The sequence below is a fragment of the Micromonospora sp. CNZ309 genome (genome assembly GCF_002846525.1).
Map to the genome: position 1 here is coordinate 2,009,206 of NZ_PJNG01000001.1, position 22,440 is coordinate 2,031,645.

General features: G+C 75.4%; 24 protein-coding genes. 1 reads left to right on the forward strand and 23 read right to left on the reverse strand.

Annotated features, from left to right (window positions below; genetic code table 11):
• Nucleotides 1–61: 61 nt before the first annotated feature.
• The 12 genes from CLT72_RS08070 to CLT72_RS08125 form a co-directional block, all read right to left on the reverse strand.
• Nucleotides 62–1,420: a hypothetical protein gene (locus tag CLT72_RS08070; RefSeq protein WP_101410459.1), complete on the reverse strand. Its 1,359-nt coding sequence runs from the start codon at nt 1,418–1,420 to the stop codon at nt 62–64.
• Nucleotides 1,421–2,392, reverse strand: a complete 972-nt coding sequence (locus CLT72_RS08075; protein ID WP_101410461.1) for an alpha-ketoacid dehydrogenase subunit beta — start codon at nt 2,390–2,392, stop codon at nt 1,421–1,423.
• Nucleotides 2,393–3,364 (reverse strand): thiamine pyrophosphate-dependent dehydrogenase E1 component subunit alpha, encoded by a 972-nt coding sequence (locus CLT72_RS08080; RefSeq protein WP_101410463.1) that lies wholly within the window; start codon nt 3,362–3,364, stop codon nt 2,393–2,395. It abuts the gene before it with no gap.
• On the reverse strand, nt 3,361–4,158 hold the full coding sequence (locus CLT72_RS08085; protein WP_101410465.1) for a DUF3050 domain-containing protein: 798 nt from the start codon (nt 4,156–4,158) through the stop codon (nt 3,361–3,363). Before CLT72_RS08085 ends, CLT72_RS08080 begins: the two co-directional genes overlap by 4 nt.
• A gap of 1 nt (nt 4,159) precedes the next feature.
• Nucleotides 4,160–5,089: a phytanoyl-CoA dioxygenase family protein gene (locus CLT72_RS08090; RefSeq protein WP_101410467.1), complete on the reverse strand. Its 930-nt coding sequence runs from the start codon at nt 5,087–5,089 to the stop codon at nt 4,160–4,162.
• Entirely contained in the window at nt 5,086–6,186 is a 1,101-nt protein-coding gene (gene hppD, locus CLT72_RS08095) for a 4-hydroxyphenylpyruvate dioxygenase (RefSeq protein WP_101410468.1), read from the reverse strand. The genes CLT72_RS08090 and hppD overlap by 4 nt, the downstream gene beginning before the upstream one ends.
• Nucleotides 6,187–6,253: 67 nt before the next feature.
• Nucleotides 6,254–7,492: a beta-ketoacyl-[acyl-carrier-protein] synthase family protein gene (locus tag CLT72_RS08100; protein ID WP_101410470.1), complete on the reverse strand. Its 1,239-nt coding sequence runs from the start codon at nt 7,490–7,492 to the stop codon at nt 6,254–6,256.
• On the reverse strand, nt 7,489–9,105 hold the full coding sequence (locus tag CLT72_RS08105) for a class I adenylate-forming enzyme family protein (protein ID WP_101410472.1): 1,617 nt from the start codon (nt 9,103–9,105) through the stop codon (nt 7,489–7,491). Before CLT72_RS08105 ends, CLT72_RS08100 begins: the two co-directional genes overlap by 4 nt.
• Nucleotides 9,102–9,635, reverse strand: coding sequence for a beta-ketoacyl synthase chain length factor (locus tag CLT72_RS08110; RefSeq protein ID WP_101410474.1), 534 nt, complete (start codon nt 9,633–9,635; stop codon nt 9,102–9,104). The genes CLT72_RS08105 and CLT72_RS08110 overlap by 4 nt, the downstream gene beginning before the upstream one ends.
• On the reverse strand, nt 9,632–10,714 hold the full coding sequence (locus CLT72_RS08115; RefSeq protein ID WP_101410476.1) for a beta-ketoacyl-[acyl-carrier-protein] synthase family protein: 1,083 nt from the start codon (nt 10,712–10,714) through the stop codon (nt 9,632–9,634). Before CLT72_RS08115 ends, CLT72_RS08110 begins: the two co-directional genes overlap by 4 nt.
• A complete protein-coding gene (locus tag CLT72_RS08120; RefSeq protein ID WP_101410478.1) occupies nt 10,707–10,952 on the reverse strand; it encodes a hypothetical protein in 246 nt (81 codons plus the stop codon). The genes CLT72_RS08115 and CLT72_RS08120 overlap by 8 nt, the downstream gene beginning before the upstream one ends.
• On the reverse strand, nt 10,952–11,218 hold the full coding sequence (locus tag CLT72_RS08125) for an acyl carrier protein (RefSeq protein WP_088999969.1): 267 nt from the start codon (nt 11,216–11,218) through the stop codon (nt 10,952–10,954). The genes CLT72_RS08120 and CLT72_RS08125 overlap by 1 nt, the downstream gene beginning before the upstream one ends.
• A 15-nt stretch (nt 11,219–11,233) precedes the next feature.
• Between CLT72_RS08125 and CLT72_RS08130 the strand changes: the two genes are divergently transcribed.
• Nucleotides 11,234–11,953 carry a 4'-phosphopantetheinyl transferase family protein gene (locus CLT72_RS08130; protein WP_101410480.1) on the forward strand — a complete coding sequence of 240 codons (720 nt, stop codon included), beginning with the start codon at nt 11,234–11,236 and terminating at the stop codon, nt 11,951–11,953.
• Here the strand turns inward: CLT72_RS08130 and CLT72_RS08135 are convergent.
• The 11 genes from CLT72_RS08135 to CLT72_RS08185 all read right to left on the reverse strand — a co-directional run bounded on the left by CLT72_RS08135 (nt 11,884) and on the right by CLT72_RS08185 (nt 22,157).
• Nucleotides 11,884–13,269 carry a class I adenylate-forming enzyme family protein gene (locus tag CLT72_RS08135; protein ID WP_101410482.1) on the reverse strand — a complete coding sequence of 462 codons (1,386 nt, stop codon included), beginning with the start codon at nt 13,267–13,269 and terminating at the stop codon, nt 11,884–11,886. The genes CLT72_RS08130 and CLT72_RS08135 overlap by 70 nt on opposite strands.
• Nucleotides 13,270–13,546: 277 nt before the next feature.
• Nucleotides 13,547–13,849, reverse strand: coding sequence for a hypothetical protein (locus tag CLT72_RS08140; RefSeq protein WP_088999966.1), 303 nt, complete (start codon nt 13,847–13,849; stop codon nt 13,547–13,549).
• 96 nt (nt 13,850–13,945) lie between these two features.
• Nucleotides 13,946–14,323: an antibiotic biosynthesis monooxygenase family protein gene (locus CLT72_RS08145; RefSeq protein ID WP_374208831.1), complete on the reverse strand. Its 378-nt coding sequence runs from the start codon at nt 14,321–14,323 to the stop codon at nt 13,946–13,948.
• On the reverse strand, nt 14,320–15,567 hold the full coding sequence (locus tag CLT72_RS08150; protein WP_101410484.1) for a beta-ketoacyl synthase N-terminal-like domain-containing protein: 1,248 nt from the start codon (nt 15,565–15,567) through the stop codon (nt 14,320–14,322). The genes CLT72_RS08145 and CLT72_RS08150 overlap by 4 nt, the downstream gene beginning before the upstream one ends.
• The gene (locus CLT72_RS08155; RefSeq protein ID WP_101410486.1) at nt 15,564–16,838 is read right to left on the reverse strand and encodes a beta-ketoacyl-[acyl-carrier-protein] synthase family protein; all 1,275 of its coding nucleotides are present in this window, start codon (nt 16,836–16,838) and stop codon (nt 15,564–15,566) included. Before CLT72_RS08155 ends, CLT72_RS08150 begins: the two co-directional genes overlap by 4 nt.
• Nucleotides 16,839–17,070: 232 nt before the next feature.
• Complete coding sequence (locus CLT72_RS08160; protein ID WP_088999963.1) at nt 17,071–17,475, reverse strand: cupin domain-containing protein; 405 nt, start codon at nt 17,473–17,475, stop codon at nt 17,071–17,073.
• Nucleotides 17,468–18,193 (reverse strand): SRPBCC family protein, encoded by a 726-nt coding sequence (locus CLT72_RS08165; protein WP_101410488.1) that lies wholly within the window; start codon nt 18,191–18,193, stop codon nt 17,468–17,470. Before CLT72_RS08165 ends, CLT72_RS08160 begins: the two co-directional genes overlap by 8 nt.
• A complete protein-coding gene (locus CLT72_RS08170; RefSeq protein ID WP_101410490.1) occupies nt 18,190–19,569 on the reverse strand; it encodes an acetyl-CoA carboxylase biotin carboxylase subunit in 1,380 nt (459 codons plus the stop codon). The genes CLT72_RS08165 and CLT72_RS08170 overlap by 4 nt, the downstream gene beginning before the upstream one ends.
• 13 nt (nt 19,570–19,582) lie before the next feature.
• Nucleotides 19,583–20,104 (reverse strand): acetyl-CoA carboxylase biotin carboxyl carrier protein, encoded by a 522-nt coding sequence (locus CLT72_RS08175; RefSeq protein ID WP_374208832.1) that lies wholly within the window; start codon nt 20,102–20,104, stop codon nt 19,583–19,585.
• Nucleotides 20,101–21,822: an acetyl-CoA carboxylase carboxyltransferase subunit alpha gene (locus tag CLT72_RS08180; RefSeq protein ID WP_101410492.1), complete on the reverse strand. Its 1,722-nt coding sequence runs from the start codon at nt 21,820–21,822 to the stop codon at nt 20,101–20,103. The genes CLT72_RS08175 and CLT72_RS08180 overlap by 4 nt, the downstream gene beginning before the upstream one ends.
• Nucleotides 21,819–22,157, reverse strand: coding sequence for a TcmI family type II polyketide cyclase (locus CLT72_RS08185; protein WP_088999958.1), 339 nt, complete (start codon nt 22,155–22,157; stop codon nt 21,819–21,821). The genes CLT72_RS08180 and CLT72_RS08185 overlap by 4 nt, the downstream gene beginning before the upstream one ends.
• Nucleotides 22,158–22,440: the final 283 nt, after the last annotated feature.

Genomic DNA, 22,440 nt, shown 5'->3' on the forward strand with positions numbered 1-22,440 from the left:
CCTTCAGGAAAGCGGCGATCGTCGTCGGGAACGGGCGGCCGGGCCGCCGCCCCGCGCGGCGTCAGTCGACCACCAGCAGGCCGGAGAGGAGGACGCCTCGGGCCAGGTTGAGGACGCCGTCGCAGCCCGGGAAGCCCGTACGGATGCAGGCGCCCGCCGCCCGGCGGCCGAACAGGTACGGGGCGATGCTGTACGGGACCTCGGCGGCGACCGTCTCGCCGGTGCCGATGTGCACGAAGTCCAGCGGGACGTCGTCGGCCTTCACGTACTCCTGGAGGATGAAGCCGCCCCGCCCGACGGCGCGGGTGAGGCCGTCGCGCCACGCGTCGGCGTCGGTCTCCCGGCCGATCAGCACGTCCACCCCGGCGGAGCCGTCGGCGGGCTTCGCCACCAGGTCGGCCTGGTCGGCCACCGCCCGGTCGAGCAGGTCCGCCGTCAGCGACCAGGTACGCGGCACGTACCGCCGCACCAGGTCGCGGTCCGCCGCCGGTAGCGTGTCGGCGTCCTCCCACAGCCAGGCGAAGGCGCGCTTGTTGGCGACCAGCCAGGCCGCCGCCGACACCCACATCGGCACCGTGCCCGCCGCCAGCGCCGCCGCCAGGGCGTCCACTCCGGCGCTCGGGGTGACCCGGTTGGGCACGAACAGCCGGAACACCCCGTCGACCGGGGCACCGCCGGCGACCAGGCGCTTCCGGTCGTCGAGGCTCACCTGGGAGACCGGCGCGACGACCAGGTCCATGCCGCACGCGGCGGCCCGCTCGACCACCGGCGACAGCAGCCGGATGAAACGCTGCGGGTCGTCGAGCCCCGGGTACTCGGCGTCGAAGTCGATCAGCATGGCGACCCGGGCGCCCTCGGGCAGGCCGAGGTCGGCGCGGATCGCGGCGAAGCGCTGGTCCACCGCCGAGGGCGCCGCCGACAACCGGACCCGGTCGGTGAGGCCGCGCCGCCGGTAGACGTCGACGAAGCGGCGCACCGTGGTGTCCGCGTCGAAGGCCCCGCCGAGGCTGCTGTCGATGTTGTACTCGACGAAGCGCGGCACCCCGTCGCAGAGCAGCACGTCGGGGCGGAACGCGGCCAGCAGTGCCTCGGTCAGCGGCTCGTCGTCGTCGAGCAGCCGGGTCTCGCCGTCGGGCACGCTCAGCAGCCGGCGCAGCTCCCCCGCCGTGGCGGCCCGCCGCCGGCACGCCTCGAAGATGAGCTGGGCGAGCCGGTCGGAGACGGCGTTGAGCACCCCCAGCGACGTCTCGTCCATCACCGGCGGCCGGGCCAGGCGCCACCGCTCGTTGTACGTGGCCCGGCCGTCGAAGACCTCGCGCCACGCCCCCGCCCCGGCGGCCACCATGTCGGCGCGCACCGGCGCGGGCAGGTCGAGCCAGGCCCGCGCGGCGGAGGGCCAGCGGTAGTCGGCGTGCTCCATTCATCCCTCCTTCATGACGTGCCCGATGGCGGCCCGCAGCTGCTCGCGGCCGGGCTGCACGGCCCGGTCCAGAGCCGGGGCGAACGGCAGCACCGCGCCGTCGGGGCGGGTGACGCGGCGCGGCGGGGCGACCAGCCGCACCCGCTCGACCACCGTCGCGATGATCTCGGCGGCCATGCCGCAGGAACGGTTGGCGTCGTCCACCACCACCAGCCGCCCGGTGCGCGACACCGAATCGGCGAGCGCGTCCCAGTCGAACGGGTAGAGCGTGCGCGGGTCGAACACCTCCACCGACACCTGGTCGGCCAACTCCTCGGCGACGGCGAGGGCGTCGTGCACCAGGTGCCCGACCGCGACCACGGTCACGTCGTCGCCGCGCCGGTGTACCCGGGCCCGGCCCAGCGGCACCGGGGCCAGCGCGGCGAGGTCCACGTCGGCGCGCACGTCCATCGCCCCGGCGGGCGCGAAGACCACCACCGGGTCGTCGCACCGCACGGCCGACACCAGCAGGCCGTACGCGTCGGCCGGCGTGGCCGGCACGACCGTGGTCACCCCGACGTGGGCGAAGAGGCTGTACGGGTGGTCGGAGTGCTGCCCCGCCCAGCCCGTACGGGAGCCGGAGCCGGGCACCAGGTAGGTGACGGGAACCGCGCACTGCCCCCCGCTCATCAGCGGGAACTTGTGCGCGTGGTTGACGATCTGCTCGAACACCAGGAACAGCAGCGACGGGATCTGGAACTCCACCACGGGCCGCATCCCGGCCAGGGCCGCGCCCGTGGCGAAGCTCGTGAACGCCTGCTCCGACAGCGGGGTGTCGCGTACCCGCTGCGGACCGAACCGGGAGAACAGCCCGGCCGTGACGGCCGAGGCGGCCACCCGGATGTCCTCGCCGAGCAGGAACACCGACTCGTCGCGGGTCAGCTCGTCGGCCAGGGCCCGGGTGAGCGCCCTGCGGTAGGACAGTCGGGGCATCTACCCACCTCCGGTGCGCGCGGTCAGGCCGCTGGCGTACAGGTACGCGAGGGCGTCGGCCGGGTCCGGCTCGGCGCCGGCGAGGGCGAACTCCACGGCCCGCGCCAACAGCGCCTCCACCTCGGCGTCGACGTCGGCGCGTACGGCGGCGGGCAGCCGCGCGCCCTGGATGTCCACCGGGTCGCGGGAGCGGCCCCGGGCCACCTCGTCGGGCGGGCGGTAGTCGAGGCGTACCGCGTGCTCGAAGGTGTGGTGGGCGTCGAACCGGTAGGTCAGCGCCTCGATCAGTTCGGGGCCGCCGCCGGCGCGCATCCGGTCGACGGCGGCGGTGGCGGCGTCGCGTACCGCCTCGGGGTCCTGGCCGTCGACGACGGCGGCCGGGATGCCGAAGGCGGCGGCGCGGCCGGGGATGCTGCCGGCGACCGCGCCCGCAACGGGCATGGTGGTGGCGTAGCCGTTGTTCTCGCAGACGAACAGCACCGGCACCCGCCACAGCGCGGCCAGGTTGAACGCCTCCAGCAGCATCCCCTCGTTGACCGCGCCGTCGCCGAAGAAGCTCACCCCGACGGTGTCGTCCCCGCGCCGGCGCCGCGCCCACACCGCGCCCGTGACGATCGCCCCGGACGCGCCGACGATGGCGTTCGCGCCGAGTACGCCGACGCCGAAGTCGGCGGCGTGCATGGAGCCGCCCCGGCCGGCGTTGAGGCCGGTGACCCGGCCGCACAGCTCGGCGAGCATCCGGGCCGGGTCGGCGCCCTTGGCGAGCACGTGCCCGTGCCCACGGTGGGTGCCGGCGACCACGTCGTCGACGCCCAGGGCGGCGCACACCCCGGCGGCGATCCCCTCCTGCCCGAGGTACGGGTGGATGCCGCCGACGACGTGCCCTGAGCGCACCAGCTCGATGGCCCGCTCCTCGAACCGGCGGATCAGGCGGACCGTCCGGTAGAGCCGGACCGTCTCGGCGCCCGTCACCGGTCGCGCCCCTCCTTGACGGCGGCGAGGATGTCGTCCCAGAGCCGGGCGCGGGCGGCGAGCGCGGTGTTGACGGTGTCCGCGCACTCCTGCCATCTGGCGTCGTCGTCGCCGCACAGGTCGGCGAGCATCTGCATCGCCATCGGGGTGTGCTGCTCGCCGTCGACCTCGATGTGCCGCTCCAGGTAGTCGACGAAGGTGTGCAGCCGCCGGCTGCGCTCGTTGACGGCCACGACCTGGGTGAACATGTCGGGGATCAGGTCCTCGCGGCCGAAGGCGAACGCGGCGGCCTGGCAGTGCACCGGGGTGGTCTCGATGATCCGCCAGGTGGTGCCGGCGAACGCCGCCGACGGCGCGGGTACGCCCGCCGCGACCAGCGACTCGGCCACCGGCCGGCCCGATCGCAGCAGCTCGACCAGCCGGTCGACGGCGGTGGTGTCGGCGCCGGCCTCCCGCATGCCCCGCACGTACAGCTCGAAGTGGCTGATGTACCCGTCGCCCAGCTCGTCGCTCTCCTCGACCATCACGATGTCGTTGATCAGCCGGCGGCTGCCCGTCGGGCCGGTCGGGATCCACGGCACCGTGACGCAGGTGAGCTGCCGCTGCAACGACGTCAGCAGGGACATGAAGTCCCAGACGGCGAAGACGTGGTGCTCCATGAAGGTGACCAGCGCCTCGTGGGTGTCGAGGGCGGCGTAGAGGGGGTGCCGTACGACCGCCTCGCGGCGTTCGCTCACCGCCTTCTCCAGCCGCTCGATCCCCGGGTGGGTCCTTCCCCAGTCGTACCGTGACATGTCAGCCTCCCTGCGGGGCGCGGTGGCGCCAGATGACCGGGCAGTACTCGGGGTCCGCGTAGTCCGGCCGCCCGTCGTGGGTGCGGCGGACCAGCACGTCGTGGTTGTACGCGGCGAGGGTGCCGTCGGAGAGGGGATACTCCCGCCAGGCGTTGTCGCCGTCCTGGAGGTGCAGCGAGATCGCCCGGCGCGGGCGACCGCTGACGTTGGCGCCGCTGCCGTGGTAGGTGCGGCAGTGGTGGAAACTCATGTGTCCCTTGGGGATCACCATCGGCACCTTGCGGATCTCCGCGCCGTTGTGGGCCGCGTTCTCGGCGAGCATCTCCTCCAACTGGTCACGGTCGCGGTCGGCGAAGTGGCGCACCACCGTGTCGTCGGCGCCGGTCTCCGCCCAGCGGTGCGAGCCGTCGACCATCGTGATGGTGCCCATCTCCTCGCCGCAGTCGTGCAACGGGATGAACGCGGTGAGCATGTCCTCCGACGACGAGGACGCCCAGTAGTGCTTGTCGAAGTGCCAGGGCACGATGTTGGACGGCTCACCCGAGACCGGCGGCTTGTAGATCAGGGTGGACTGGAAGACGCGGATCTCGGTGGCCCGGGCGAGCCGGGCGGCGACCGCCCCGATCAGCGGCTTGCGCAGGATCGCCCCGAGCCCGTCGTGCTCGTGGTGGACGTAGTCGTTGTGTCGCTGCACCGGGCCCTTCGACGGGTCCCAGTAGGCGAGCTTCGGTGGGCGTACCGGCAGGCGGCGGTGCCGCTCGCCGGCGTAGTAGCGGTCGGCGGCCGCGGCGAGGGCGTCCACCTCGTCGTCGGTGAGCAGCTTCTTCGACAGGTACCAGCCGTGCGCGGCGTAGAACGCCACGTCCTCGTCGGAGGGCAGCAGCGCCTCCTCCTCGACGGTCAGTACCGGCTCGAACTCGGTCGCGGTCACGCCCGCACCTCCTGCGGTGTCGGGGCCGCGACGGTGGTTCCCGCCGCGGCCAGTTCCCGTTCCTTGGCCTCGTAGAGCGCCTTGATGTTGCCGCTGCCGAAGGTCCGCGCCCCGCGCCGTTCGATCAGCTCCAGGAAGAGCGTGCGGCGCACGTGCAGGGACTCGGTGAAGATCTGCAGCAGCTGCCCGCCGTGGTCGCGGTCGACGAGGACGCCGAGGTCACGCAGCCGGTCCAGCGGCGCGTCCACCGGGCCGACGCGCGCCTCCAGGGCGTCGTAGTAGCTGGCCGGGGTGCCGGCGAAGCGCACGCCCCGCTCGGCGAGGGCGGCGACGGCGGTGACGATGTCGTCGGTGCGCAGCCCCAGGTGCTGCACCCCGGCGCCGACGTGCTGGTCGAGGAAGGCGTCGAGCTGCCCGGGGCGGCGGGTGCGGTCGGGCTCCAGCAGCACCAGGGTGACCCGACCCGACGGGCTCTGCACCACCGTGGAGTTCATCGCCTGCCCGGCGACCTCCACGTGCTCGGCGAAGGTCTCCGCGAACCCGAAGACGTCCCGGTAGTACCCGACGGTCTCGTCGAGCTGGCCGGGCGGCACGCAGACCGCCAGGTGGTCGACCTCGGCGAGCAGCTTCCCGCCGCCGTCGGCGGGTGTCATCTCGATCGCCCCGGGCAGGAACTCGCCCGGGTCGCCGCGCCGGGACACGAGGCGGTGCAGCACGTCGCCGAAGCCGCCCACCTCGGCGGTCACCACCTCGGCGTCCGCGCCGGTGCGGGTGGTCGGCGCCGTCACCCCGGTCGCGCCCCGGCGCACCAGTTCGGCGTACGCGGCGGCGGCGTCGTCGACCTCCAGTGCGACGACGGCCACGCCGTCGCCGTGGCGCCGCACGTAGCGCGACGCCGGATGCCCGGCGGTGAGCCCGGTGGTGAGCACGATCCGGACGTCGCCCTGGCACAGCAGCAGCGAGCGCTGCCCGGCCAGCCCGGTCTCGGGGCCGCCCTGGCCGCACAGCTGGAAGCCGACCGCGCGGTCGAAGTAGAAGGCCGCCTGGCGGGCGTCGCCGACGAAGAGTTCGATGTGGTCTATCCCACGAATGTCCATGTCCTCAGCCCTTTCACGGTTCCCCGTGGTTGCCGCCCGGGCGCGGTGCGCCCGGGATGGAGCGTGGTCAGTCCCTCGGCTGCGCGGCCCGGGCGAGCAGCAGGCTCACGTTCTGTCCGCCGAAGCCGAAGGAGTTGGTCAGCGCGTATCCGGTGTCCGTCCTGCGCGGCTCGGCGCGGATGTGGTCGGCCGGGCAGGCCGGGTCCGGCTCGTCGAGGTTGTGCGTCGGCGGCAGCAGGCCGCGGCCGAGCGCCAGCGCGGTGGCCGCCGCCTCCAGCGCCCCGGAGGCGCCGAGCAGGTGGCCGGTGAGCGCCTTGGTGGAGCTGACCGGAACCCCGCCGGCACCGAACACGTCGGCGAGCGCGGTGGTCTCGGCGATGTCGCCGAGCTTCGTGCCGGTGCCGTGCGCGTTGACGTAGCCGACCCGCGCGGCGGGCACGCCGCCGCCGGCCAGCGCGCGTCGCATGCACTCCGCCGCGCCGGCGCCGTCGGGCCTCGGGGCGGTCGGGTGGTACGCGTCGGTCGTCGCCCCGTACCCGGCGACCTCGGCGTAGCCGGCGGCGCCCCGAGCCGCGGCGTGCTCGGCGCTCTCCAGCACCAGCAGGGCGGCGCCCTCGGCGAGGACGAACCCGTTGCGGCGGGCGTCGAACGGCCGACTCGCCGCGGTGGGGTCGGCCCAGCCCCGGGCGAGCGCCCGGGCGTTGCCGAAGGTGTCGGCGAAGGTGGGGAACAGCGGCGCCTCGCTGGCCCCGCAGAGCACCACGTCGGCCTCCCCGGCGCGGATCAGCCGCAGCGCGTCGGCGATCGACTGCGCGCCCGAGGCGCAGGCCGTGCCGACCGACGAGGTGTAGCCGCGGATGCCGTGGCGGATGGCGATGCGGGCCGACGGCATGTTAGGCAGGATGCCGGTGAGCAGGTACGGGCTGACCGCCGCCCGGCCGCGCTCGGCCCGGGCCAGCACCTGCGCCTCCAGGGTGGCCATCCCGCCGACGCCGCCGACGATCACCCCGACCCGGTCCGGGTCCACGTTCTGACCCACCTCGATGCCGGCGTCGGCGAACGCGTCGGCGGCGGCGAGCAGGGCGAGCACCACGACCCGGTCCAGCACCCTGGTCTCCGGCCCGGAGGCGACCGTGCGCGGGTCGACGTCGGGGAGCAGGCCGGCCACCTCCAGCGCCCCGGCCGCCGGGTGCCCGGCCGGCGGTCGGGTCAACCCGGACCGGCCGGAGCAGAGCGCGTCGAAGGTGGCCCCGACGCCCCGCCCGACGGGGGTGAACAGCCCCATCCCGGTGATGACGGCGGTCATGACGGCGACTCGGTGAGGTAGCGCTCCCGCAGCGCCACCTTGCGCACCTTGCCGGTGACGGTGACCGGGATGTCCGCCGAGCGGACCGGCACCACCCGGCGCAGGGTCGCCCCGACGTCCGGGCCGAGGGCCACCCGGACCCGTTCGGTACGGTCCTCGGCGGCCTCGGCGCCGGCGGCGAGTTCCAGCAGCACGTCCGTGACCACCCCACCGGCCCCCGAGGTGATCACCACCGTGCAGTCGGTGACGTCCGGGCAGGCGGCGAGGACGCGTTCCTCGGACAGGGCGGTGTAGAACCGCCGCCCGTCCCCGGCGTCGACGGAGTCGACGGCCCGGTCCAGGTGGTAGTAGCGGCCCTCGTCGTCGGCGTACACCAGGTCGCCGGTGAGGTACCAGCCGCGTTGCCGGGACCGGTACGTGGTGACCGAGTCGTTCCAGTAGCCCCGGAACAGCGACGGTGAGTCGATGCCGAGCCAGCCCACCTCGCCGGCCGGCACCGGCTCGCCTGCCGCGTCGAGCACGGCGACCCGGGCGAACCGGTAGGGGCGGCCGACGCAGCGGCCGTAGCGGTCGGTGTCGACGCGGTGGGTGATGTGGAACATCGAGTGCCCCATCTCGCTGGAGCCGAGCCCGTCGATGAAGACCGAGCCGGGCACCCGGGTGACCCCGTCGCGGGTCACCACGTCGCGGGAGCCGACCGCCACCAGCCGGCGTACGTGCGGCTCGTGCGAGCAGTCGCCGGTGTTGAACCACAGCGACACCGAGTCCAGGTCGTACGCGGACAGGTCGAAGCGGGCCAGCTCCGCCCAGGTCACGGAGAACCCGAACACCCCGTCGGGACGCCAGCGCTGGATCGCCTCCAGCACCCGCTCGCCGCCCTGGTCGGAGAGCAGGAGCATCTCGGCGGAGTTGCCGAGGGCCTGGTTGACCATGAGCACGGTGGCGGTGTGCGGGGCGGGCAGCGCGTTGAGGATGCGGCGGGTGCCCTGCGCCTGCGGCATGGCGAGCAGGTGCCGGGTGGCGGCGAAGAGGCTGGCGTGCGAGTGCAGCACCGCCTTGGGCACCCCCGTGGTGCCGGAGGTGTGGGTGATGACGACCGGGTCGTCGGCGTGGTGCCGGTAGTGCCCGGGCGCGGCGGCGGGGTCGCCGGTGCCGGCCTCGGCGGGCGTGGCCAGCAGCGGGACGCCGAGGTCGTGGCCGGCCAGCAGGGCGCCGTGCGCGTCATCGGCGAGCACCCCGACGCCGCGCAGCCGACGCACGTACTCGGCGGCGATCTCGGGACGCAGCCGGCCGTTCATCAGCGCCGGGATGGCCCCGAGGCGGGCCAGCGCGAGGAAGCTGAGCACCATGTCGGCGGCGGCGGTGGCCCACACGGCCACCGGGTCGCGGGGCTTGATCCCCCGATCGTGCAGCCAGGCGGCGCGGGCGGCGACGCGCTCGTCGAGCTGGCCCAGCGTGAGCGCCCGCCCGGCCGGGTGGCCGTCCACGTCGGTGTCGAAGGTGAGGCCCGGCCCGTCCGGGTCGGCGCCGTGCGCCAGCACCCGGGCCAGCACGTTGCCGGCGCCGATCCGCTCGTCGGCGGCCAGCACCCCGCGCAGTCCCCTGTTCCTCATGGTGCGTCTCCTCCCCCCAGCAGCACCGCGACGGCGCCGGTCGCGGGTGCCCCGCCCGGGACGCCGTCGTCGGGTGCCTGTTCGATCAGGACCAGCAACGCCCGGTCGGCGTCGCCGTCGTGCAGCAGCAGCTCGACCTCGGCGGTGCCCTCGGCGCGCGGGTCGCCGACGGGCGCGAGGCAGAGCACCGGCCCGCCGAGGCCCCAGCGGGCGGCCACGTGCCCGGCCACGCTGTTGGGCACCGACTGGAAGAAGAACAGCGGCCCGGGTCGGCCACCGGCGGCGACCGTGGCGCGCACGTGGGCGGCGCTGGCCCGGTCGCCGGCCGCGCTGACCAGCACGATGGCGGTCCGCTCGCCGTCGGGGGCCGGCCGCTGGCCGTACGCCCGGGTCAGGCAGCGCTCGGCGACGGCCGCGACGAGGGGCGGGAAGCGGGAGTGCACGTACCCGGGCACCGGCGGCGGCGCCCCGTCGCCCGGCTCGGGCCAGGCCGCCTCGGCCAGCACGGTGAGGTTGCCGGTCGCGCTCATGCCGTACCGACCAGCAGGGCGGTGTTGGCGCCGCCGAAGGCGGCGTTGAGGCTCAGCGCGTACCCGGTGCTGGCGGGCCGGGGCGCGTCGCGCACCACGTCCAGCGGGCAGGCCGGGTCGGGGCCCAGCCAGCCGGCGTTGACGGGCAGTTTCCCGTGCCGCAGGGCGAGCACGGTCACCACCAGTTCCAGCAGGCCGGAGGCCTCCAGGGCGTGCCCGTGCAGCGCCTTGGTGGAGCTGACCGGGACGTGTGTGGCCGCCGCGCCGAGCGCGGTGCGCAGGGCCGCGGCCTCGGCGGCGTCGCTGTGGCCGGTGCCGGTGGCGTTGGCGTTGACGTACCCGATCGCCTCCGCCGTCAGCCCGGCGCGGCGCAGCGCCGCGGTGACGGCGCGGGCCAGGCCGCGCCCGCCCGGCTCGGGCTGGCAGGGGTGGAACGCGTCGCCGGCCCGACCCCAGCCGAGCAGGTCGGCGACCGCGTTCCGGGCGACGGCCCGCGACTCCAGCACCACCGCGGCGACGCCGTCGCCGAGCAGCAGTCCGGTGCGGCCGGCGCTGAACGGGCGCACCGCGCCGTCGGTGGCGAGGGCGCGACCGGCGTCGAAGAGCGCGTACTGGTCGGGCTCGACCAGGTAGCCGGCGGCCACCACCGCCCGGTCGACGTCTCCCCGCCGGATCAGGGCGGCGGCGTCGGCGACCGCGCTGCTGGCCGAGACGCAGGCGGTGGTGTACGTCCGGGCCGGGCCGGTGAGCCCGCTGCGGGCGGCCAGCGCGGTGGTGAGCGCCGGCACGTGCGCGCCCCCGTGCACGGCCAGCAGCAGGGCGGTGCCGGCCCGCCGGCCGCTGTCGAGGCCGGCGGCCCGGCAGGCGGCGTCCACGGCCTCGGCGAGTTCGTCGGCGAGGTCACCGGCGTCGGGCAGGGTGGCGGCGGCGTCGACCCGGCGGGGCGTGGTGTCGAAGCGGTCCACGGGCCGGAACGCCGGGTCGCCGGCGAGCACGCCGGCGAGCTGCGCGTCGCCTCCCCTGCCGAACGCGCTGCTCGCGTGGACGCCGGTGAGCGCGACGGCCGCCGGCTCAGCCATCGGCGGCGGCGGTCAGGGCGGTCCGGAAGACCGCCAGGGCGTCGTCGACGGTACGGATCGCGGCGAGCTGGTCGTCGGTGAGGTCGAGCCGCCGGTCGTGGCGCTGCTCGACGAGGTGCACCAGCCAGGCCAGCTCCATGGAGCCGATCCGGTCGCCGACCTCGGCGGGCGGTTTCCCGGACAGGTCGGCGAGCATGGTCACCAGGTCGGCCCGTCCCAGGTCGGGCTGACCGGCCATCAGGAGTTGTCGCTCGGCGCCCCGGCGACCCGGTCGGCGACCATCGTGGTGAACTCGCCGACCGTCATCAGGGCCAGCTTCTCGGACTCGTCGTCGGCGAACTTGAGGCCGTAGCGGTCCTCGACGCGTACGGCGAGGTCGGCGAGGGCCAGCGACTCCAGGTCCACCCCGGACGGGCCGAGCGTGGTGTCGTCGTCGATGCCCTCGACGTCGTAGTTCATGTCCTCGAGCTGCTCGACGACGAAGGCGCGGATCTCGGGTCGCATGGTTAACCTCTTTCCGTGAGCCAGTTACCGGTGCCCGGTCGGGACACCGCGTACGTGTGGATCGGTCGGGGCGTCGGCGGTCGGCCGGCCCCGGCCGGTCGGCTGTTGCGGCGGGCGGGTGCCGCGCTGCTCGGCCGCGCGGAGGCGGAGATCGTGGTGGAGCGCGGCCGCGACGGGCGTCCGCTGGTCGCGGTGCGCGGCGCGGGGGCGCGGCTGCCGGTCAGCGTCAGCCGGTCCGGGCCCGTGGTGGTGGTCGCCGCCCGGGCGGGTGGCCCGGTGGGCGTGGACGTGGAGCGGTGCCGGCCGCTGCCGGCAGCGGCGCTGGCCCGCCGGTGGTACGCCCCCGCCGAGGCGGCCTGGCTGGTCGGCCGGCCCGCCGACGGGCAGGTGACGGACTTCCTGCGGCTGTGGACGGCGAAGGAGGCCGTGGGCAAGGCGCTCGGGGTGGGGCTGCGCGACGGTGGCCTGCGCCGGCGGATGCCGGTGCCCGTCGGTGCGCACGCGTCGCTGCGGCCGGTGCCCGGTCTCGCGCGGCTGCGCGTGGGGCATCCGGGCGTGGGCGTGGGCCTGGTCCTGGCGGTCGCCGTCGACGACGTCGGCGCGGCGCCGGTCGAGGTGGTCGTGGTCGAGGCGGACGGGCACGTCGGGGCGGCGCGGCACGGTGGTCACGTCGCCGCCGTCCGCAGCGCGTCGGTCGAGCGGACCAGCTTGCCGGTGGTGGTACGCGGCAACTGAGCCACCAGGCGCAGGGTGCGGGGTCGCTTGTAGCCGGCCAGCCGCTCGGCGAGCAACTCGTCGAGCACCTCCTGCGACAGCGGCCCGTCGGGCTGCACGTAGGCGGTGATCGCGCCGTCGAAGACGACCACGGCGGCGGCGACGCCGGGCAGCGCCGCGACGGTCGCCTCCACCTCCGTCAGGTCGACCTTCAGGCCGCCGACGGAGACCTGCGAGTCGAGCCGCCCGCGGACGGTGACCAGGCCCGTGTCGGCATCGACGGTGCCGGCGTCGCGGGTGTGCAGCCAGCCGCCGGCCCAGCGGGTGGGGTCGCTCAGCCCGACGTACGGCGACGCGGGGCAGCTCACCCGCAGCTCGCCGTCGACCTCCCGGACCTCGATACCGGGCGCGGGGGTGATGGACGGGCGGTGCCGGCCGTGCAGGTCGGTGCCGATGACGCCGACCTCGGTCATCCCGTACATGTTGCCCAGCGGCACGCCGTAGCGGTCGGCGAAGGCGGCGGCGACGGCGGCCGGGACCAGCTCGCCGCCGGTGGTCATCCGCTTGAACTGCGGCAGCGGCCCGGTGGGACGGGTGGAGGCGAGCAGTCCGATGTGGAACGGCACGCCGAGCACGGTGGCCGGCGAGTCGTCGGCGGCGATCGCGGCCAGCACGGCGTCGCCGGCCAGGCGCTCCGGCGGCACCAGCTCGACGCCGGCGTGCAGGCCGTAGAGCAGGCCGCCGACCAGGCCCAGCACGTGCACCATCGAGGGCAGCAGGATGATCCGCTCGCCGGGCAGCGCCACGCCGTCGATGCGGGTGTAGCGGCGCACCTCGGCGACCAGGTCGTCGGCGGTACGGCCGATCACCTTGGACGGTCCGGTGGAGCCGGAGCTGAGCTGGATCACGGCGTGCCCGCTGACCGCGGGGCGGTCGGCGTACGCGGTGACGCCCTCGGTGACGTCGACGAAGATCCGCAGCCCGCCGCCGCCGGTGCGGACCGGGGCCACCACCACCTGCGGGGTGAGCCGCTCCAGCGCCCGGCCGACCTCGTGGTCGGTGAGCCGGTGGTCGAGCAGGATCGCCTGCGCCCCGCTGCGCCAGGTGGCCAGCAGGTTCACCACGTACGCCAGCGAGGGCGGCAGCCGCAGCGCGGCGGCGCCGCCGGGGCGCAGTCCGGCCGCGGCGAGACGGGCCTGCGCCCCGATCACCAGCCGGCGCAGGGTGCCCCGGTCGACCGGTTCGGGAAGTCGGAGACAAATGTCGGTGGAACGGCCTTGGAGCAGAATTTCGTCAACCCAGAGCGGGTCTGTCGCCGCAGGATTTCCCGTCGTCACTACCGTTCACCGCCCAGCCTCAAATAGGGCGGAACCGCCCATAAGGTGTGCCTGTCGGGGTGCTGCGGGGAACCTTACGACGCCGCCCGGACGCATAGCTAGATGCGAATGGCTAGATCAGAAAGAGCGGCCGGCCGGATTGCCCACGACCGGTTCGGCGGGCAGGATCGGGCGCGTACGGCGGCACAGGGTGACCGCCGGATGACCCATCGTGCGTACGGCGTGAGACGTCCACCGGACGGCCGATGGCGGTCTTCGAACGGGTGGTGGAGGGAGGTCAGGAGGCAGGTGGGAGCGCCACTCGGGCGGTACGCCGCTCCCCGTCCATCGCGCGCATCGCGCGGGCCAGGGTGCCGGCGTGCAGCTCCGTCTCGCCGCGCTCACGCATCAGCTCCGCCACGGCCGCGATCGCCCGCGCCTCGGCCGCCAGGGCCTGGGCGGCGAGCACGCAGCCCAGTGGGTCGAAGTGCCCGCTGTCGCGGGCCGGGTTCAGCCGGGCGACCAGGTCGACGACGCGCAGGTAGCGCTCGACGAGTTCCTGTTCGGCCCGGGTCAGCGCGGGCAGGTCGCGTTCGCTCATCCCCGCAGCCTGCCACCGCGCCCGGCGCCCGACAGCCCCACCACGGCGGCCCGGACGCCGGGCTGCGGCTGACCGCCGGGCCCGGGCCTGCGCGGATCAGGCCCGCGCCACGGCCGGGGTCTGGGCGTGGATGAGGAAGCGCAGCGACCGCGCGTCGGTGAAGCACTCCCGCATCGGCCGGACCAGGTCCCGGTGCTCCGGGCTGCGTTCCCACGCCTCGAAGTCGGCCAGGCTCGCCCACTCGCTGGTGATCAGCCACTGCTCCGGGTCGGCCGACGACCGGCAGACCTGGTCGACGAGGTGCCCGGGCACACCGCCGGCCACGAGGTGCCGGACCTGCTCGTACGCGGCCAGGAACGCCTCCGTGCGCTCGGCCGGCACCCGCACCAGGAACACCACCCGCGCCCGCTGCCCGCCCGCGTCGGCACGCCGCTGCGCCCCGACGGGCGTCGTACCGGTGACCTGCTCGCTCACGGTGTCGCTCCCCTCTGCGGCGCGGCCCCGCGCAGGACCAGCGCGCTGTTGAACCCGTCGAAGCCGCGCGCGCAGACCAGCGCCAGCCGGCTGCGCGGCCGCCGGTGCTCCCGCAGGAAGTCCAGCTCACAACCCTCGGCCACCTCGTCCGGCCCGGCGGAGGCCGGCAGCGTGTCGTGGCCGAACGCGAGCAGCGCGGTGGCCACGTCCAGCGCCGAGCCGCCCTGATGGGCGCGGCCCGTCAGCGGCTTCTGGGTGGTCACCGGGGGCGGGCGGTCGCCGAAGACGGCGCGCAACGCCGTGGCCTCGCTGCGGTCGTAGCGGGGCACGCCGAGCGCGTCGGGCAGCACCACGTCCACCGCCTCCGGCCCGACGCCGGCCCGGTCCAGGGCCAGCCGCATCGCGCGGGCGTACTGCACCGGGTCGCCGGCCGTGTCCGCCGTGGTGTGCGCGGCGTCGTGGGTCGAGCCCCAGCCGGTCACCTCGCCGTAGACGCGGGCGCCCCGCGACAGCGCGTGGCCCAGCTCCTCCACCACGAACACCGCGCCGCCCTCGGCCGGCAGGTAACCGCTGGCGGCGGCGTCAAACGGCCGGTACGCCCGCTCCGGGTCGGACACGTCGCTGAGCAGCCCCGAGCGCAGCTGACAGGCCAGGGCGTACGGGCTCAGCGGACACTCGGTCGCCCCGGCGATCACCACCGGCGTGCCCCGGCGCACCGCCCGCGCGGCGTGCGCCAGGCTGTCCAGCCCGCCGGCGGCCTCGGCGACCAGCACCCCGCACGGCCCCTTGAACTGGTGGTGGATGGAGAGCTGCCCGACGCTGGCCGCGTAGAACCAGGCGATCGACTGGTACGCCCCGACCGTGCGCGACGGCCCACCCCAGAGCCGTTGCAGCTCCCGCTGACCGAACAGGTTCCCGCCCGACGAGCTGGCCAGCGTGACGGCGTAGCCGTACGGGTCGGGCGCCCGCTCGGGCAGGCCGGCGTCGGCCAGCGCCAGCCGGGTCGCGGCGAAACCGAGGTGCGTCCACCGGTCGGTCTGCACCAGCCGGCGGTTGTCGGCGTACGCGGCGGCGTCGAAGCCGGGCACCTCCCCGCCGTGGCGGGTCGGGTAGCCGGCGGGGTCGAACAGGGTGATCGGCCCGGTGCGGCGGGTGCCGGCGAGCACCGTACGCCAGTGCGCGTCCACGCCGACCCCGCTGGGCGCGACGACGCCGATGCCGGTCACCACGGCCCGCGCGGTCACGACACCACCCCGGCGGGCTCCCGGCGGAACACCATCGCCGACTGGAACCCGCCGAAGCCGCTGCCCACCGAGAGCGCCACGTCCACCGGCAGCTCCCGCGCCTCGTTCGGCACGTAGTCCAGGTCGCACTCCGGGTCTCGGGTGCTCCAGTTGGCCGTCGGCGGCACCACGCCGAACTCGACGGCCAGCGCGCACGCCGCCATCTCGATCGAGCCGATCGCGCCGAGGGAGTGCCCGACCATCGACTTGATCGAGCTGATCGGCACCCCGTACGCGGCCTGACCCAGCGCCCGCTTGAAGGCGGCCGTCTCGTGCCGGTCGTTCTGCCGCGTACCCGAGCCGTGGGCGCTGATGTAGGAGACCTGCTCGGGGGCGATGCGGCCCTGCCTCAGCGCCGCCGAGATCGCCAGGCCCATCTCCAGCCCGTCGGGCCGCAGCCCCGTCATGTGGTAGCCGTTGCTGCGGCTGGCGTAGCCGGCCACCTCGCAGTAGACGCGCGCCCCGCGACGGCGGGCGTGCCCGGCCTCCTCCAGCACCAGCACCGCCGCGCCCTCGGCGAGGACGAAGCCGTGCCGGTCGGCGTCGAACGGGCGCGAGGCGTGCGCCGGGTCGTCGTTGTCGGGACTGGTCGCCTTGATCGCGTCGAAGGAGGCGACGGTGACCGGCGAGATCGGCGAGTCGGCGGCGCCGGCCAGCACGACGTCGGCCTCGCCGTCGGCGATGAGCTGGTGGGCGTACCCGATCGCGTCGATGCCGGAGGTGCAACCGGTGGAGACCACCTGAGCGGGGCCGTGCAGCCCGTGCCGGCACGCCACGTCGGCGGCGAGGCTGCTGGGCACGAGCGCCTGATAGAGGTACGGGCCACCGCGCGCCGCGTCGACCAGCCAACGCCGGCCGGTGTCGCTGACCGTCACGTACTCCTGCTCAAGGGCAGTGGTGCCGCCGACGGCGGTGCCGAGCACCACGCCGGCGCGGTCCCGCTCGGCGTCGGTGAGGTCCAGTCCGGCGTCGGCGACGGCCTCGGCGGCGCAGGCGAGGGCGAACTGCACGTACCGGTCGGCGCGCCGCAGCTCGATCGCGCTCAGGCCGGCGGCCACCGGGTCGAAGTCGCACTCGGCGGCGATCTGGGACCGGAACGGCGACGGGTCGAAGAAGGTGATCCGCCGCGTCGCCGTACGCCCCTCGGTGATGGTCTTCCAGAACCGGTCCCGGCTGGCGCCGCCCGGGGCGACCACCCCGACGCCGGTCACCACCGTGCGGCGCCCGCTCACGGCGACACCTCGGTTCGCGACTGCGGGGCTCGCAACCCCGCCTCACTCCTCGCGCTCACGGCGACACCTCGGTTCGCGACTGCGGGGCTCGCAACCCCGCCTCACTCCTCGCGCTCACGGCGACACCTCGGTTCGCGACTGCGGGGCTCGCAACCCCGCCTCACTCCTCGCGCTCACGGCGACACCTCGGTTCGCGACTGCGGGGCTCGCAACCCCGGCCCGCTCCTCGCGCTCACGACCCACCTCGCTGTTCGACCAGCTCGGTGTCGACGTGCCCGAGCTCGGGCCGGGGCGCCAGCGGGCCGAGGTGGAAGACGACCTCGGCCGGCTCCTCGCCGGTGTTGCGCAGCCGGTGGCGCACGTTGCGCGGCACGAACAGCGCCTGCCCGGCGGGCAGCGGCACCGGCTCGTCGTCCAGGTCGACGGTGATCGCCCCGCGCGCCACGTAGAGGAACTCCTCGCTGTAGGGGTGGTAGTGCTCGGCGATCCGCTCCCCCGGGCGCAGCGCCGCCACGCCCATGAAACCCGAGGTGCTGCCGACGGTCTTCGGGCCGAGCAGCACCCGCAGTTCGCCGCCACGGCGGCTGTCGGGGGCGACGTCGGCGGCGGCCACCAGCCGCAGGTCGCGCTCACTCATCGCCGGCTCCCGTCGTCGCGCCGGCGCCGACCAGCCGCTCGATCTTCTCCTTGATGACGGCGAGCTGCACCGCGCTGTTGGCGTTGATCCGGTCGGTCATGCCCGCGTCGTCGACCGGCGCGGTCGGCTTCATCGCGAAGTCCTGCACCCAGGTCATCCGGGTGCCGCCGGGCTCCTGCGTGTAGCGCCAGTGGATACGCATGTACTCGAACGGCCCGGTCTCCACCCGCCGGGCGTGGACCTGGCGGGTGGCCGGGTCGGCGGTGCGTTCGCTGACCCAGCTCCACACCGTGCCGTTCTCGTCGGGGTGCATGGTGAGCCGGAACCGCACGGTGTCGCCGTCACGGTGCAGGATCTCCGCGCGGGCGTACTCGGTGAACAGCTCCGGCCAGTTCGCGACGTCGTTGGTGACGTCCCACACCAGCGGCAGCGGCGCGGCGATGAGGACGCTGTTCTCGGTGTGCCCGGGTGCGTCGGCGCGGCGGGCGACCAACTCGGCCACGCCCGCGATGCTGAGCTGCCCGGCCTGCTCGGGGATCTGCACCTGCCACCGGTCGGCGACCACGGCGGAGAGTTCCAGCAACGCCAGGGAGTCCATGCCGAGCTCCTCCAGCGACGCGGCCGGGGCGCGGGCGGCGGCGTCGGCGTCCAGCCCGCAGTTCGCCACCAGGATGTCGGTGATCTCGGCGGTCAGCGGACGGCCATGGGTGACGGTCATCGGTGCCTCCTGTGGTGTGCGTCGGGCGGGCCGGCGAGCAACTGCTCGACCAGGCCGGTGGTGTAGCGGCCCTTGCGGAACCCGGCGTCGTCGAGCACCCGCCGGACGAACGGGATGGTGGTACGGACCCCGGGGCCGGCGACGTCGAACTCGTCGAGGGCGCGTTCCAGCCGGTTGAGCGCGAGCTCCCGGTCCGGGGCCCAGACCGCCACCTTGGCCAGCAGGGAGTCGTAGTGCGGGCCGAACAGGTAGCCGGCGTGCCCGTGCGTGTCGACCCGGGTGAAGGGGCCGCCGGGCGGGGTGAAACGGTCCAGCCGCCCGGGCGTCGGGGCGAAGCCGCGGTCCGGGTCCTCCACGTTGACCCGGCACTCGATGGCCACCCCGTGCGGCCGGACGTCCTCCTGCCGCCAGCGCAACGGCACCCCGGCGGCGATGTGCAGCTGCTCGTGCACCAGGTCGATCCCGGTGATCATCTCGGTGACGGGATGTTCCACCTGGATCCGGCAGTTGATCTCCAAGAAGTGGAACCGCTCCTCGCCGTCCACGAGGAACTCCACGGTGCCGGCGCCGGTGAACCCCGCGTGCAGGGCGCCGCGCAGGGCGCACTCCGCGATGGCCTCCGCGGCGCCGGCCGACAGCGCCGGGGCGGGGGCCTCCTCCACCAGCTTCTGGTGACGGCGCTGCACCGAACAGTCCCGGGTGCCCAGGTGCACACCGTTGCCGTGGGAGTCGCACAGCAACTGCACCTCGACGTGCCGGGCGTCGGTCAGGTACCGCTCCACGTACACCCGGTCGTCGCCGAAGGCGGCCTGGGCGGCGGCGCGGGTGCGCGCGTACGCCCGGGGCAGCTCCGCCGGGGTGGCCACCACCGTCATGCCCCGTCCCCCGCCGCCGGCCGCCGCCTTCACGATCACCGGGTAGCCCACCTCGGCGGCCACCTCCGCCGCCGCGGCGGCGCTGGGCACCGGCGCGACGCTGCCCAGCGGCAGGGGCAGCCCGGCCCGGCGCATCAGCGCCCGCGCGGAGGACTTGTCGGCCAGCACGGCCATCACCTCCGGCGGCGGGCCGATGAACGTCAGGCCGTTGTCGGCGCAGATCTCGGCGAAGTCGGCGTCCTCCGAGAGGAACCCGTAGCCGGGGTGCACCGCCTGCGCGCCCACCTGCCGGGCCGCCTCCACGATCGCGGCGGCGTCGAGGTAGCTGCGCCGGCTGGCCGCCGGCCCGATCCGTACGGCCTCGTCGGCCAGGCGCACGGCGGCGGAGTCGGCGTCCGCGGTGGAGTAGACCACCGCCGTACGCACCCCCAGCTCGCGGCACGCGCGCAGCACCCGCAGGGCGATCTCCCCCCGGTTGGCGATCAGGACCTTCTCGAACATCGCGGCCCGCCCCTCACGCCGGGTCCAGCGCGACCAGCGGCTGGTCGTACTCGACCGGCTGACCGTCGGTGGCGAGGACCTCGACGACCCGGCCGCCCCGCTCGGCGCTCACCTCGTTCATCAGCTTCATCGCCTCGACGATGCCGACCACCTGCCCGGGACGGACCAGGTCGCCGACGGCGACGAAGGGCGCGGCGCCCGGCTCCGGCGCGCGGTGGAACGTGCCGACGATGGGCGACCGCACGGCGTACCGGTCCGGCGGTGGCGCGACGGCCGGCGGGGGCGCCGGGCGCACCGCGTCGGCGGCGGGGACGCACTCGGCGGGCGTGCCGTGCCACTCCACCTCCAGCACCGTGTCCCCGCCGCGCAGCCGCACCCGCCGCAGCGGGCCGGGCAGCTCGGCGACGAGGTGCCGGGCGTGCCGCCGCAGCCCGGCCAGCACGGCGTCCGTGCCGCGCCCCGCCTCCGCGTCGGGCACCTGCTCCGGGGCGGGTGGCGACGGCGGGGACCCGACCGGGCTCGCGCCGGCGCTCACCGGGCACCCGCCCGGGCGCCGAGGCGGGCCGCGCCGAAGCGCCGGAAGCGCTGCCGCCGGCGGCGGACCAGCGTGGCGGGCGGCACGTCGAGCAGCGGCAGCAGCTGCGCCAGCACCGCCTCGCGCAGCGCCCGGGCGGCGGCCTGCGGGTCGTGGTGCGCCGCCGGGGCCGGCTCGGGGACGAGGTCGTCGACGATCCCCAGCCGGCACAGGTCGGGTGCGGTCAGCCGCAACGCGCGGGCCGCCTGCGGCGCGGCGCCCCGGTCGGGCCAGAGGATGGCCGCGCAGCCCTCCGGGCTGATCACCGAGTAGACGGCGTGCTGGAGCATGAGCACCCGGTCGGCGACCGCGAGGGCCAGCGCCCCACCGCTGCCGCCCTCGCCGGTGATCACGGCGACGACGGGGGTGGGCAGCACGGTCAGGGCGAGGATGTTCTCGGCGATGGCCGCCGCCTGTCCCTGTTCCTCGGCCCGTACGCCGGGATCGGCCCCCGGGGTGTCGACCAGGGTGACCACCGGCAGGCCCAGCCGGGCGGCGAGGCGCATCAGCCGCAGCGCCTTGCGGTGCCCCGCCGGGCTGGCCATGCCGAAGTTGCGCCCGACCAGCTCGGCGGTGGTGTGCCCCTTCTGGTGCCCCACGACCATCACCGGCCGGCCGTCGAGGCGCGCCAGGCCACCCACCACGGCCGGGCAGTCCGCGCCGAGCCGGTCGCCGTGCAGCTCGACGAAACCGTCGAACGCCGTCTCCAGGTAGTCCAGAGTGGTCGGTCGGCCGGGGTGCCGGGCCAGCCGTACCGTCTCCCAGGCGTCGCCGGCCGGGCCCGGCGCCGTCGTCGCGGCGGTCCCGCCGGCCGGCCCCGCCACCAGCGGCGACGGCTCCTGCCGGGGTACGCCGGCACGGGACGCGGGGCGGCGGCCCGCGCGGGCGGCGGCGAGCAGCGCCACCAGCCGGCCCCGCAGCGCGTGCCGCGGCACCACCATGTCGACCTGGCCGTGCCGCAGCAGGAAGTCGGCGGTCTGGAAACCCTCCGGCAGGTCCCGACCGGTGACCTGCCGGATCACCCGGGGGCCCGCGAAGCCCATCCGCGCACCGCTCTCGGCGAGCACCACGTCGGTGTTGGTGGCGAACGAGGCGGCCACGCCCCCGTACGTGGGGTCGGTCAGCACGCTGACGGTGAGCAGGCCGGCCTCCCGCAGCGCGGCGACCGCCTGGCTGACCGTGGCCATCTGCATCAGCGACAGGGCACCCTCCTGCATCCGCGCCCCGCCCGAGGCGGTGACGAGGACCAGCGGCACCCCGTCGGCGAGGGCCCGCTCGGCGGCCAGGGTGATCAGCTCCCCCACCACGCAGCCCAGGCTGCCGCCCAGGAAGCGGAAGTCCATCACCGCCAGCACGCACGGATGCCGGCCGACGGTGGCGGTGCCGCAGACCACCGCCTCGGCCAGTCCGGTGCCCGCGCGGGCGGCGGTGAGCCGGTGCGGGTACGGCAGCAGGTCGACGAAGCCGATCGGGTCGACCTCGGCCGGCCGCTCCGGCAGGGCGGTGAACGACCCCGGGTCGACGAGCTGCACCAGCCGCTCGGGTGCGTCGACGCGGGCGTGCGCACCGCACTCGGGACAGACGTCGAGGTTGCGCCGCAGCCGCTTGCGGTACAGCAGGGTGGCGCAGCCGCCGCAGCGGGACCAGAGCTGCCCGTCGCGGGGCGCGGTGGCGGTCACGACGGCCGCCCGGCGGGCGCGGCGTCGAAGCGGTAGAAGCAGCGGGCCATCGCGTCGCGCGGCTCCCGCCACGTCGACAGGTACGGCGACACGTACGGCCGCAGCCGGGCGCTCACCCGGGCGAACTCGGGGTGGCCCCGGGCCGCCTCGACGGCCGCCCCGCCCGGCGCCTCCGTCTCCAGCAGGTGCACGTACAGGTCACCCAGCCGGTAGAGCGAGCGGTGCGTGACGCCGACCAGGCGCGGCAGCTCGGTCGCGTCGGACTCCGCGAAGATCTCGGCGACGCGCGCCTCGGCGCTCGGCACCACCTTCGCGACGATCAACGAACGGTCCATGGACCGGCCTCCCTCCACGGCATCCGGCGTCGGTGACGACGGCACCGGCCGAGCCGGACGACTGGCGCCACGATGCGACCACGGGCGTCACGGCGGCGTCACCGGCGACCGCCGCACGGCGACGCAGCCTTCGTGACGCTGCGTTGACGCAAGCTGTGCATGAGCTGTGCGGCACGGGGCTGCACACAGTGGACTCTCGGCAGTTCGGAACGGTTCTCGTGGACGCCGACAGGCAAGCGCGATCCTCTATCGGACATTGACCCAGAGTGACCACGATTGATAA